Here is an 11,994-nt window from a genome sequence, read left to right as displayed (position 1 = left end):
GGGGCGACGCATGGTCGAGAAGTCCATCACCCTCACCGGCAGCTCGGCGAACAGCATCGAGGATGCGGTCAACCTGGCGGTGTCGCGCGCCGCGGTGACGATCGAGGGCATCCGCCGCGTCGAGGTGCTGCAGGTGAGCGGCACGGTCGAGAACGGCAGCGTCGCCACCTGGCACGTGAAGCTGCAGGTGACCTTCCTCATCCAGGACCGGCTGCACGAGTAGTCGCGTGGGGGGCGAGGCGAAGCTCCGCGAGGTGCTGCCGGGGATCCACCTGCTGCACCTGCCGCTGCCGATGAAGCCGACGATCGTCAACGTCTACCTGGTCGACGGCGGCGACGAGTGGGCGCTGGTCGACACCGGCATGAGCAGCCCCGACAGCATCGCCACCTTCCACGAAGCGCTGGCGCAGCTCGGACTGACGCCGCAGCGCATCCGCAAGATCATCTGCACCCATCATCACCCCGACCACTTCGGCACCTCGAAGGCGTACAGGGATCTCACCGGCGCGACGCTCTACCTGCACCCGGCGGAGTACGAGCGCGCCCAGGGCTTCCTGCCCAGCGATCGACCGGTCGAGGCGGTGCGCTTCTTCCTCGCCCACGGGCTGCCGCTGCAGCGCTTCGCGAACGTGCCGCGGCCGAGCGACATCTGGGGCAGCCTCTACATCACGACCGCGCCCGACGCGCCCCTCGCCGACGGCGACGTCCTCACCATCGGCCGCCGCCGCGTCGAGGTGGTGTGGACGCCCGGCCACGCCCCCGGCCACTGCGTGCTCTTCTTCCCGGCGGAGCGGGCGATGATCGTCGGCGACCACCTGCTGCCGAAGATCACGCCGCACGTCGGCTTCGCGCCCGGCTCGACCGGCAACCCGCTCGGCGATTTCATCGCCTCGCAGGAGAAGGTCCAGCGCTTCGACGTCGGCCTCGTCCTGCCGGCGCACGGCGGGCCGTTCTCCGACCACCGCCACCGCGCCACTCAGATCATCCAGCACCATCGGGTGCGGTTGCAGGACATCCTCGACATCGTGCGCCGCGCGCCGCACCACGCCTACGACGTCGCCCGCCGCGCCTTCGCCTTCGACAGCGACAGCCCGCTCACCTATCAGTTCCCGGCGACCTTCGAGACCCTGGCGCACCTCGAGTACCTGCGGCACGCCGGCGCCGTCGCCACCGAGGAACGCGACGACCAGGTGTTCTGGCGAGCCGCGTGACGGCCGCGCCCCCCGACTGCGCCGGATCGCGGTAACCGCGGTCGACCGGCGGGCCGTCGGGAAGGCCGTCCGCGGTGGTCGCGGCGGCGCGCTCAGAACAGCCGGAGCTGGTCGCCGGCGCGCGGGGGAAGGCGGAAGCCGTCGGCGCGTAGCGGCGGCAGGGCGCGGTCGAGGCCGCGCCGGCGCGCCGCCAGCGTGAAGAGGTCGCGGATCTGCGCCGCGTACTGCCCCTCGCCACGCATCCGGCGACCGAAGCGCGGATCGTTGAGCGCGCCGCCGCGGCAGGAGCGCAGCCGACCGAGCACGCGCACCACCCGGTCCGGATAGTGCCGCTCGAGCCAGTCGGTGAAGAGCTGGTCGAGCGGCGTCGCCAGGCGCAGCAGCACCCAGGCCGCGCTGCGCGCCCCGGCCTCCGCGACCCGATCGAGAATGGCCGGGATCTCGTGGTCGGTCAGCCCGGGAATCACCGGCGCCACCATGGCGTTCACCGGCACGCCGGCGGCGGCGAGGGTGCGGATCGCCTGCAGGCGCCGCTCCGGCGTCGCCGCGCGCGGTTCCAGACGCCGCGCCAGCTCGGCGTCGAGCGTGGTCACGGTGACGCTGACGTGGGCGAGACCATCGGCCGCCATCGCCGCCAGCACGTCGACGTCGCGCGCCACCAGCGCCGACTTGGTGATCACGCTGACCGGATTGTGGTGCTCGGCGAAGACCTCGAGGCAGGCGCGGGTCAGCCGCAACTGCCGCTCCACCGGCTGGTAGCAGTCGGTGTTGCCGGACAGCGCCACCACCTGCGGCTGCCAGCGCGGCGCCGCGAGCGCGGCGCGCAACAGCGCCGGCGCATCCATCTTCACCAGCAGCCGGCGCTCGAAATCGAGCCCGGCGCTGAACCCCAGATACTCGTGCGAGGGCCGGGCGTAGCAGTACACGCAGCCGTGCTCGCAGCCGCGATACGGATTGACGCTGAAGCGAAAGCCGACGTCGGGGCTGTCGTTCTCGGCGAGGATGGTGCGGCTCGCGTCGCGGTACAGCTCCGTGGGCGCGTCGGCGGCTGGCGGCGCCGCTTCGCCGTCCGCGTCGCTCGCCTCCAGGTGGAGGCGCTCGTAGCGGTTCGCCGGATTGAGTCGCGTGCCGCGCCCATCGAGATCCGCGGTGGTCATTTTCGCCTCCTCTTCTCCCATGGCGGTCGCGGCCTGGCAATGGCCTCCGGCGCGCGGACGGGCAGCCGCTCGCCGGCCGGCGCGTTCGCGTGCTAGCGGGCGCGGCATGACGAAACCCGCTCTCAGTTTCGCCGCCGTGCCCGGCCGCCGGCGGGCGACCATCGACCTGGCGCAGGAGATCGAGCGCCGCGGCTTCGCCGGCCTCTACTGCCCCAGCTTCGGCGACGGGCTGGCGCTCTGCGAGGCGCTGGCGCTGGTCACGCGCCACATCGAGCTCGGCACCAGCATCGCCAACATCTACACCCGCCACGCCTACGACTTCGCCCAGACCGCGGCCTTCATCCACGAGATCAGCGGCGGCCGCTTCCGCTTCGGAGTCGGTGTCAGCCACGCCCCGACCAACGCCTGGCTCGGCGTGCAGACCGGCAAGCCGCTCGCCGACATGCGCCGCTTCGTGGCCGATCTGCGGGCCGGCGCCGCCCGCACCGGCGACCTGCCGCCGATCGTCCTCGCCGCGCTCCGCCGTCCCATGGTGGGGCTGGCCGGCGAGCTGGCCGACGGCGCGGTGTGGGCGAACGCGGCGCGCTCGCACATGCCCGCCTCGCTGCAGGCGCTGCCGGCGACCGCGCGGCGGGCGTCCTTCTTCATCGGCAACATGATCCCGACCTGCGTCACCGACGACCGCGCCGCCGGCGCCGCCGTGATGCGGCGCGTGCTGCGCGGCTACGTGCAGCTCCCGAACTACCAGCGGTACTGGATCGAAGCCGGCTACGGGGACGAGATGCACGCCATCCAGCGAGCCATCGCCGAGCGGCGGACGGACGACATCCCGTCGCTGATGAGCGAACGCTGGCTCGACGACGTCACCCTCTTCGGTTCCGTGGCGCGCATCCGCGAGGGCGTCGAGGCCTGGCGCGCCGCCGGCGTCACCACTCCGATCCTCGTTCCCTCCTCCACCCGCGGCGGCCAGATGGACGCGCTGCAGGAGATGCTCGCGGCGTTCGACTGACCCGCAGGCCGTGCCGGCGCCGGGGGAGTCCGCCGCGCCGTCGGCGCTGGCACGGCACCGCCGTCGTCTGCTTTGAAGACCGGATGTCCGACTTCACGCACCAGCAGATCGACACCAACGGCATCTCGATGCACGTCGCCGAGGCGGGCGCCGGCACCCCGGTGCTCTTCTGCCATGGCTTCCCCGAGCTCTGGTATTCGTGGCGCCACCAGATGCGGGCCCTGGCCGCTGCGGGGTACCGCGCCATCGCCCCCGATCAGCGCGGCTACGGTGGCACCAGCGCGCCCGAGCCGGTCGAGGCGTACACGATCCACCATCTCGTCGGCGACCTGACGGGGATGCTCGACGCGCTGGCGATCGAGCGGGTGGTGGTGGTCGGACACGACTGGGGCGGATCCGTCGCCTGGGGGATGGCGCAACTGGCGCCGCATCGCGTCGCCGGGGTCGTCGGCATCAACACGCCCTTCTTCCCACGGCCGCCGATGGCGCCGACGGCGCTCATGGGCGCGATGGCGCAGGGCTCCTTCCACTACATCCTCTACTTCCAACAGCCCGGCATCGCCGAAGCGGAGCTCGACGCCGATCCGGCGCGCACCCTCGCCGGCTTCTTCCAGTCGCCGGACCGCGCGCGCCTCGAGGCGCTGTTGGCGGCGGGGCCGCGGGCGTTGGGTCCGAACACCGGCGGATTGCTCGACCGGCTGCCGGCGGCGCCGCACGGCGACTTCCTCACCGCCGACGACTTCGCGGTCTACGTCGACACCTTCCGCAGAACGGGCTTCCGCGGCGGCCTCAACTGGTATCGCAACTTCGACCGCAACTGGGAGCTGACCGCCTATCTGCAGGGCGCCAAGGTGATGGCGCCGGCGCTGATGATCACCGCCGAGCTCGATCCGGTGCTGCGCCCCGAGCTCGCGGCGGGCATGCGCGACTGGGTACCGCACCTGCGCAAGATCCATCTCGTCCGCGACTGCGGCCACTGGACCCAGCAGGAGCGGCCGGACGAGGTCAACCGCGAGTTGATCGCGTTCCTGGACGGGCTTCGCGACTAGGCGGCTCGGCCTCGGCCGGCGCCTCGCGCTGCACCAGCACCCACCACAGCAGGAAGGGCAGAGCGGCGAAGCCGACCAGCCCGTAGAAACCGTAGAAGACGTTGATCACGCTGTTGATGCGGCGCATCCAGACGACGCCGAGCGCGGCCTGCGGATGCCCGGTCATGTAGGGACCGAGCACGATCAGCCCCATGTGGAACACGAACAGCGCGCCCAGCCCGATGCCGGCGGCGCGCAACCGGCGCGCCCGGCCGACCATGCTCGACGCGCCGACCAGGGCGAGGAAGGTGATGACGCCGGAGAACAGCTCGCGCGGCTGGAATGGCATCACCTCCTCGATGTCGCCGCGGCGGATGACGACGTCGAGGCCGCGCGGCGTCGCCTCGACGCGCGCCACGTCGAAGCCGCTCGCCAGGCGCATCAGCGGCTGGGCGAGGGCCACCACGGCGCGGCCGTAGAGGTCGCCGACGCCGGCGAACGACCACAGCGCGAACAGCACGCCCACCAGGGCGAGCACCTTAGCCAGGAAGCTGGCGGACGGCCGCACGGCGCACCTGTTCGGTCCACAGCGACGCCAGCACCGCCAGCAGCGCGATGAACAGCCCCTGGAAGAAGTATTCGTGGAAGTACGCGAACCAGTCCGGGAGCTCGCTCGCGATCACCGTCAGCGCCGCCAGCCGCACCAGATTGATGGCCGTCAGGGTGACGAAGCCGATCGCCATGCCGCGCAGGCGCTGCGCCCAGCTCGCGGGATAGGCGAGGACGAACATGGCGTAGACCAGCAGCACGAAGACGCCGGTGCACTCGTGGTTGATCTCGAGGGCGTTGTGCGGCGTCGAGATGATCGTGCCGGAGACGCTGGCGCTGGCGCCGAACAGGTTCGCCATCACCGTCACCGCGGCGGCCATCGCCGTCTGGATCGGCCGCATGTGCAGGTGCAGCTCGCCGATCGAGAACGCCAGGCTGGCGAGGAAGAGGTAGGCGAGCAGGCGCAGGACGAAGCCGGAGAAGGTCGGCGGACGCTGACCCGCGGCGTGCACGGAAGCGGTCGGGGCGCGGTGGGCCATGCGAACGGCGGCACTGTAGCGGGTCCCCGGGGCGGGCGCCATCGACGACGGACGGCGAGGAAGCCTCAGGCCGCCGGTGGCGACGACGCGCTGGCCCCGCGCGGTCGGGTTTGTTGCCGCCGCGCCGCGGGGTAAGAGGTGGCGGCGCCTGACTCGCCCGATCGGCGCGCTCGCTCCCGGCCCCGTGTCCGAGACCAGCCAACCCCACACCTCCGAACCGAGCGCGACCGTCGTCGAGCGGCGGATCGGCGACCTGTCGCGCAGCCACGAGATGCGCCGCCGCCAGTTGCCGCGCGCGCTCGTGGTCGGGGTGACCGCGGGTCTGATCGCGGTCGCCTTTCGCTGGGCGCTCCACTGGGCCGAATGGTGGCGTGGCACGGTCGTGGCCGACGCCCATGCGATGGGGTGGCGCGGCATCTTTATCCCGCTGGCGCTGGCCGTCGGCGGCGCCGTGCTGTCGGTGGCGCTGGTGAGCCGCTGGGCCCCGGAAGCGGCCGGCAGCGGCATCCCGCACCTCAAGGCGGTGCTCGACCACCTGCGCCAGCTCGTCGGGCCGCGGGTGCTGGCGGTCAAGTTCGCCGGTGGCCTGCTCGCCATCGGCAGCGGCCTGGCGCTCGGCCGCGAGGGGCCGACGGTGCAGATGGGCGGCGCCGTCGGCCAGATCGTCGGCGGCTGGCTGCGCTGCACGCCGCGCGAACGCCGCACCCTGGTGGCGGCCGGCGCCGGCGCCGGGCTGTCGGCGGCGTTCAACGCGCCGCTCGCCGGGTTGGTGTTCGTGCTCGAGGAAGTGCAGCGCGACTTCGGCGCCAACGTCTTCGCGGCCACCCTCGCCGCCTCCGTGACCGCCGACATCATCGCCCGCCTGCTGCTCGGGCAGACGCCGGTGTTCCACGTCGCGATCGACGCCATCCCGGAGCTCGACCTGCTGCCGCTGGCGGGCATCATCGGCCTGGTGGCCGCCGGATTCGGCGTCCTCTTCAACCGCGGCCTGCTCGCCAGCCTCGATCTCGCCGACCGCCTGCGGGCGCGCTTCGCCGTGGCGCCGGCGGCGCTCGCCGGCCTGCTCACCGGGCTCGCGCTGTGGTTCGCGCCCGACGTGGTCGGCACCGGCGCGCCGGTGCTGGAGCGCATGCTGACGGGCGAGATGGGGCTCCTGGCGCTGGCGGCGCTCTTCGCCAGCCGCTTCCTCCTCACGCTCGCTGGATACGGCAGCGGAGCGCCGGGTGGCATCTTCGCCCCGATGCTGATCCTCGGCGCCGCGCTCGGCCTGGCGATCGCCGCCGGTACGGACACGCTGCTCGCGCTGTCGAGCAACGACCTCCGCGCCGTCGCCGTGGTCGGCATGGCGGCCTACTTCGCGGCCGTCGTGCGCGCCCCGCTGACCGGCATCGTGCTGATGGTGGAGATGACCGGTCAATATGCGCTGGTGCTGCCGCTCGCGCTCGCCTCCGCCGTCGCCTACGGCGTCGCCGAATACGTGCGCGAGCCGCCGATCTACCAGGCATTGCTCGCGCGCGAGCTGCGCGCCGCGCGCCAGCACGAGCGATTGGCGCAGCCGCTGCTGCTGGAGCTGGCGGTGGCGGGCGGAGCGCCGTTCGACGGGCGGCGGGTGCGCGACCTGGCGCTGCCCGCCGGCTGCCTGGTGGTGTCGATCGAACGCGCCGGCGCGACGCTGGTGCCGACCGCCGACACCGTCGTCGAGGCCGGCGACCGCGTCAGCGTGATCGTCGCCCCCGACGCCGGCGCCGCGGTCTCGCTGCTTCGCCACGGCGCCGGCATCTAGTGTCCCGAGTCGGAAGCTTCACCACGGAGGCACGGAGACACGGAGGGCGGAGCATGGGAATGGCCGCGCGATCCCCATGGCCATTGCTGATGGCGTTGCGGATCTCGCTCCCGAACCCTCTCTCGTCCAGGTTCCTCCGTGTCTCCGTGCCTCCGTGGTGAACGTATTTCTGCCACATCGAGGACAGAGTGGCGCCGGACGGAGCGGTTGCATCGCCGGCAGCGCGCTCCTATCGTCGGCGCGCCGTGGCCGACGCGTCCCCTCCCGCACGACCGTGTCCCGCCTGCCGTCGGCCGACGCGCTGGGCCGGCAACCCGCACCGGCCGTTCTGCAGCGAGCGGTGCCGGATGGCGGATCTCGGCGCCTGGGCGGCCGAGCGCTACCGCGTACCGGGCGAGGCGATCAGCGAAGACGACGACACCGGCACCACCACGCGCTGATGCCGATCCACCCGACCGCGATCGTCGATGGTCGCGCCGAGATCGATCCGAGCGCCGACATCGGCCCCTTCGTGATCGTCGACGGGCCGGTCGTCGTCGGCCCCGGCACGCGGGTGCTGGCGCACGCCGTGCTGAGCGGCGTCACCCGCATCGGGCGCGACAACGTCATCCACTACGGCGCCGTGGTCGGCCACCTGCCGCAGGACCTGAGCTATCGCGGCGGGCCCACCGGGGTGCGCGTCGGCGACCGCAACACGATTCGCGAACATGCCGAGATCCACCGCGCGACGACGCTGGACCACCCCACCGAGCTGGGCGACGACAACTACCTCTTCACCCGCGCCCACGTCGCCCACGACTGCCGTCTCGGCAACGGCGTGCTGGTGGCGAGCGGCGCCATGCTCGCCGGTCACGTCGTCGTCGGCGATCGCGCCAACATCTCCGGCAACTGCGTCGTCCACCAGCACGTGCGCATCGGCCGGCTGGCGCTGCTGCGCGGCGGCTCGCGCACCAGCCGCGACGTGCCGCCGTTCGCGATCATGGACTGGACGCACACGGTACGGGCGGTGAACCGCATCGGCCTGCGCCGCGCCGGGTTCTCCGCCGACCGCATCCGCGCCGTCCAGCGCGCCTTCGCGATCCTCTTCCGCACCCGCCGCAACCTGCGCGCGGCGCTGGCCGAGCTCGAGGCCGCGCCGCAGGGCGCCGACGTCGCCGAGCTGATCGCCTTCATCCGCGCCTCCAGCCGCGGCGTCTGCCGCGGACCCCGCCAGGGGCGGGACGAAGCCGCGGAATAGGCGAGCCCCCGCCGCGGATCACGGCGGCCGGGGCGACTCCCCGGTGCGCCCCGGGGCCCGCCACCACGCCCGGCCATCGTGAAAATCCGCGTCATTCGCCGTCCATCTCACCCTTGCCGCGAATGGGGGAACCCGTTACCGTCCGACTGATCCCATGAATCGATCCGTGAAGTTCGGAATCGGGGCCTGCCTGTTGGCGGCGGCCATCGGCTACCTGATGTTCGCCGGCGTGCAGACGTCCTCGAGCTACTATTTCAAGGTCGCCGAGTTCCTGCCGCGCCAGCACGAGCTGGGCGGCGAGTCGGTGCGCGTCGCCGGCCGGGTGACCGAAGGCTCGCTGCGCAAGCAGACGACGGCCAAGGGCACCGCGATGAGCTTCACGATCGGCGACTTCGTCGGCCCCGACCACGAGCCGGTCGCCGGCGCCGTCCCGGTGGCGTACACCGGCGTCGTCCCGGACATGTTCGCCGAGGGCCGCGACGTCATCGTCGAGGGCCGCTACGTCGACGGCGTGCTGCAGGCGCACGCGGTGATGACGAGCTGCCCATCCAAGTACGAACCCAAACCCGGTGAAGCGGCGCAGGCTGCGGCCAACTGATCCGCCGGCCCCGGGGTGAGGAGCATCGCATGACGCCGGAGCTCGGCCCGCTCGCTCTGCACCTCGGACTCGTCCTGGCGATCTACGCCGTCGTCACCTCGCTGCTCGGCGTGTGGATCCGCCGCCGCGACCTCGTCGCCAGCGGCGAGCACGCCGCCTTCGCCGTCTGGGGCTGCGTGCTGGTCGCCGCCGCGACCCTCCTGCACGCGCTCGCCATCCACGACTTCCGGATCGAGTACGTCGCCGCCTACAGCAGCAGCACGCTGCCGCTCTACTACACCGTCGCCGCGCTGTGGGGCGGCCAGAAGGGCTCGCTGCTCTTCTGGCTGGTGATCCTCACCTCGATCACCGCCATCGTCGAGCTGCAGAACCGGCGTCGCAACCGCGAGCTGATGCCGTACGTCACCGCGGTGCTGATGGGCATCGCCACCTTCTTCCTGCTGATGGTGGTGTTCATCACGCCGCCCTTCGAGGCGCTGGCGGTGCCGGCGACGGAGGGCCGCGACCTCAACCCGCTGCTGCAGAACTACTGGATGACGATCCACCCGCCGTCGCTCTACACCGGCTTCGTCGGCATGTCGGTGCCGTTCGCCTTCGCCATCGCGGCGCTCGCGACCGGCAAGCTCGGCGACACGTGGATCCGATCGACCCGCCGCTGGACGCTCTTCGCCTGGTTCTTCCTCAGCCTCGGCAACCTGTTCGGCGCCCTGTGGGCGTACGAGGTGCTGGGCTGGGGCGGCTACTGGGCATGGGATCCGGTCGAGAACGCCGCCTTCATGCCCTGGCTCACCGGGACCGCCTTCCTGCACTCGGTGATGATCCAGGAAAAGAAGAACATGCTGAAGGTGTGGAACATGGTGCTGGTCATCCTCACCTTCGCCCTCACCATCTTCGGCACCTTTCTCACCCGCAGCGGCGTCATCTCCTCGGTGCACTCGTTCACCCAGTCGGGCCTGGGGCCGTTCTTCCTCTCCTTCCTGGCCGTGGTCCTGGTGATCTCGCTGGGGCTGCTGGTGTGGCGCCTGCCGCTGCTGCGCAGCGAGAACGAGCTCGACTCGCTGCTGTCGCGCGAGTCGGCCTTCCTCTTCAACAACCTGATCCTGGTCGGCATCGCCTTCGCCGTCTTCTGGGGCACCATGTTCCCGGTGATCTCGGAGGCGGTGCGCGGCGTGAAGATCACCGTCGGACCGCCGTTCTTCAATCGCGTCAACGCGCCGCTCGGCCTGGTGCTGCTGTTCCTCATGGGCGTCGGACCGATCATCGCCTGGCGCCGCGCCACGTGGACACACCTGCGGCGCAACTTCACCTGGCCGCTGGCCACCGGCGTCGCCGGCGGCGCGCTGACCTGGGTGATCGGGGGCGGCAACTACTGGTCCGTGGTCGCGTTCTCCCTCGTCTTCTTCGTCCTCGGCACCATCGTCGCCGAGTTCTGGCGCGGCATGCGCGCCCGTCAGGCGATGATGGGCGAGCCGGCGCCGCTGGCCCTGTGGCGCCTGACGGTGAAGAACAAGCGCCGCTACGGCGGGTACGTCATCCACCTCGGCGTGGTGATGATCTTCGTCGCCATCACCGGCACCTCGGTCTTCCGCCAGGAGAAGCAGGTGACGGTGAACCCGGGCGAGCGTTTCGCCATCGGCGACTACACCCTGCAGTACAATGGGCTCGAACAGCGCGACACGCCGCACATCAGCTACCTGATGGCGAACATCGGCGTCTTCCAGGGCGACCGCCAGGTCGACACGCTGAAGCCGGAGAAGCGCTTCTACAAGAAGCCCGAGCAGCCGACGACCGAGGTCGCCATCCGCTCCACCCTCGGATCGGACCTCTACCTGGTGCTCGGCAGCTACGACGACGACACCCACATGGCGACCATCCTCGCCTACCTCAACCCGCTCATCGGCTTCCTCTACTGGGGGGGAATCACCCTGGCGCTCGGCACGCTGATCGTCATCTGGCCGGCGCCGGCGGCGGCGCGCGAGCCCGCCTACGCGCCGGACGCGGCGGCGCGGGAAGGCACCCAGCCCTGATGCCGCTGCTGCTCGCCCTGCTGCTCCTCCTGCTGCAGGGCCCGGCGTCGGCCGCGCCCGCGCCGACCTTCCAGGAGCTCGAGGAATCCCTCACCTGCCAGTGCGGCTGCGGCCTGACGGTGCACTCGTGCAATCATCTGCAGTGCCCGTCGGCGATCCCGTTGCGCCAGGAGATCCGCGAGCAGATGGCGCAGGGGCTGAGCAAGGGCGAGATCCTCGCCCACTTCCAGGAGAAATACGGCGAGAAGATCCTCTCGGCGCCGACCACCACCGGCTTCAACCTCGCCGCCTGGGTGATGCCGTTCGCGCTCCTCCTGCTCGGCACGGGATTCGTCGCCGTCACGCTCCGCCGCTGGCAACGCCGCGGCGCCCATCCGCCGCCGGCGCAGGCGCCGGCGCCCGCGCCGCGCGGCGCCCTGGAGCGCGAGCTCGAACGCGAGCTGCGCGAGTTGGACCAGTGATGCTCGGCGCGCTGATCTGGCTCGGCGTCGCCCTGGTGGCATTGTTCGTCGGCTGGCCGTTGCTCCAGGCACGGCGCGGCGTCGAGCCCGGCGATGCCGAAGCACCGCCGCTCGAACGGCAGAAGCGCGAAGCGCTGGTGGCGATCAAGGAGGCCGAGTTCGACCGCGCGATGGGCAAACTGTCGGACGCCGATTTCGCGCAGCTCACCCAGCGCTACCGCGAGCAGGCGCTGGCCGCGATGGCGGCGCTCGAGGCCGGCGCGCCGCGCGGCGCCCGCGGCGGCGTCCGCCTCGCCTTCTGCCCGCAGTGTGGCACCAAGCTGCCGCCGCGCGCCAATTTCTGCGGCGGCTGCGGTCACGCGCTGCGCCCGCAAGCGGCGTGACCGGCGGCCGTG

14 protein-coding genes are annotated in these 11,994 nt (G+C 71.8%); 11 read left to right on the top strand and 3 right to left on the bottom strand.

Going from position 1 to position 11,994, the window contains the following annotated elements; genetic code table 11:
• Window positions 1-10: 10 nt before the first annotated feature.
• Both KF840_08385 and KF840_08380 read left to right on the top strand, forming a co-directional pair.
• Window positions 11-223: a dodecin domain-containing protein gene (locus KF840_08385; GenBank protein ID MBX3024915.1), complete on the top strand. Its 213-nt coding sequence runs from the start codon at window positions 11-13 to the stop codon at window positions 221-223.
• Between the two features lie 4 nt (window positions 224-227).
• Window positions 228-1,211 carry an MBL fold metallo-hydrolase gene (locus KF840_08380; GenBank protein ID MBX3024914.1) on the top strand — a complete coding sequence of 328 codons (984 nt, stop codon included), beginning with the start codon at window positions 228-230 and terminating at the stop codon, window positions 1,209-1,211.
• A 92-nt stretch (window positions 1,212-1,303) separates the two neighbouring features.
• Here KF840_08380 and KF840_08375 read toward each other — a convergent pair whose 3' ends face one another.
• Window positions 1,304-2,368 carry a PA0069 family radical SAM protein gene (locus KF840_08375; GenBank protein ID MBX3024913.1) on the bottom strand — a complete coding sequence of 355 codons (1,065 nt, stop codon included), beginning with the start codon at window positions 2,366-2,368 and terminating at the stop codon, window positions 1,304-1,306.
• A 106-nt stretch (window positions 2,369-2,474) separates the two neighbouring features.
• On the opposite strand from KF840_08375, the gene KF840_08370 reads away from it, so the two are divergent.
• Window positions 2,475-3,377, top strand: a complete 903-nt coding sequence (locus tag KF840_08370) for an LLM class flavin-dependent oxidoreductase (GenBank protein MBX3024912.1) — start codon at window positions 2,475-2,477, stop codon at window positions 3,375-3,377.
• An 83-nt stretch (window positions 3,378-3,460) separates the two neighbouring features.
• The gene (locus tag KF840_08365) at window positions 3,461-4,426 is read left to right on the top strand and encodes an alpha/beta hydrolase (GenBank protein ID MBX3024911.1); all 966 of its coding nucleotides are present in this window, start codon (window positions 3,461-3,463) and stop codon (window positions 4,424-4,426) included.
• On the opposite strand, the gene KF840_08360 is transcribed toward KF840_08365, so the two are convergent.
• Both KF840_08360 and KF840_08355 read right to left on the bottom strand, forming a co-directional pair.
• Window positions 4,383-4,973 (bottom strand): hypothetical protein, encoded by a 591-nt coding sequence (locus KF840_08360; GenBank protein ID MBX3024910.1) that lies wholly within the window; start codon window positions 4,971-4,973, stop codon window positions 4,383-4,385. The genes KF840_08365 and KF840_08360 overlap by 44 nt on opposite strands.
• The gene (locus KF840_08355; GenBank protein MBX3024909.1) at window positions 4,945-5,466 is read right to left on the bottom strand and encodes an archaeosortase/exosortase family protein; all 522 of its coding nucleotides are present in this window, start codon (window positions 5,464-5,466) and stop codon (window positions 4,945-4,947) included. Before KF840_08355 ends, KF840_08360 begins: the two co-directional genes overlap by 29 nt.
• A gap of 211 nt (window positions 5,467-5,677) precedes the next feature.
• On the opposite strand from KF840_08355, the gene clcA reads away from it, so the two are divergent.
• The 7 genes from clcA to KF840_08320 all read left to right on the top strand — a co-directional run bounded on the left by clcA (window position 5,678) and on the right by KF840_08320 (window position 11,982).
• On the top strand, window positions 5,678-7,276 hold the full coding sequence (gene clcA / locus KF840_08350; GenBank protein ID MBX3024908.1) for a H(+)/Cl(-) exchange transporter ClcA: 1,599 nt from the start codon (window positions 5,678-5,680) through the stop codon (window positions 7,274-7,276).
• Between the two features lie 245 nt (window positions 7,277-7,521).
• The gene (locus tag KF840_08345; GenBank protein MBX3024907.1) at window positions 7,522-7,716 is read left to right on the top strand and encodes a DNA gyrase inhibitor YacG; all 195 of its coding nucleotides are present in this window, start codon (window positions 7,522-7,524) and stop codon (window positions 7,714-7,716) included.
• Window positions 7,716-8,513, top strand: a complete 798-nt coding sequence (gene lpxA, locus KF840_08340) for an acyl-ACP--UDP-N-acetylglucosamine O-acyltransferase (protein MBX3024906.1) — start codon at window positions 7,716-7,718, stop codon at window positions 8,511-8,513. Before KF840_08345 ends, lpxA begins: the two co-directional genes overlap by 1 nt.
• Before the next feature lie 166 nt (window positions 8,514-8,679).
• Window positions 8,680-9,111 carry a cytochrome c maturation protein CcmE gene (locus KF840_08335; GenBank protein MBX3024905.1) on the top strand — a complete coding sequence of 144 codons (432 nt, stop codon included), beginning with the start codon at window positions 8,680-8,682 and terminating at the stop codon, window positions 9,109-9,111.
• A 29-nt stretch (window positions 9,112-9,140) separates the two neighbouring features.
• Window positions 9,141-11,138, top strand: coding sequence for a heme lyase CcmF/NrfE family subunit (locus KF840_08330; protein ID MBX3024904.1), 1,998 nt, complete (start codon window positions 9,141-9,143; stop codon window positions 11,136-11,138).
• The gene (locus tag KF840_08325; GenBank protein ID MBX3024903.1) at window positions 11,138-11,599 is read left to right on the top strand and encodes a cytochrome c-type biogenesis protein CcmH; all 462 of its coding nucleotides are present in this window, start codon (window positions 11,138-11,140) and stop codon (window positions 11,597-11,599) included. Before KF840_08330 ends, KF840_08325 begins: the two co-directional genes overlap by 1 nt.
• The gene (locus KF840_08320) at window positions 11,599-11,982 is read left to right on the top strand and encodes a zinc ribbon domain-containing protein (GenBank protein ID MBX3024902.1); all 384 of its coding nucleotides are present in this window, start codon (window positions 11,599-11,601) and stop codon (window positions 11,980-11,982) included. The genes KF840_08325 and KF840_08320 overlap by 1 nt, the downstream gene beginning before the upstream one ends.
• Window positions 11,983-11,994: the final 12 nt, after the last annotated feature.

This window comes from bacterium (genome assembly GCA_019637795.1).
In the GTDB taxonomy this organism is placed as follows: domain Bacteria; phylum Desulfobacterota; class Binatia; order HRBIN30; family CADEER01; genus JAHBUY01.
Note: the sequence above shows the minus strand (reverse complement) of the source record. Positions and strands in the feature narration are given on the sequence as shown.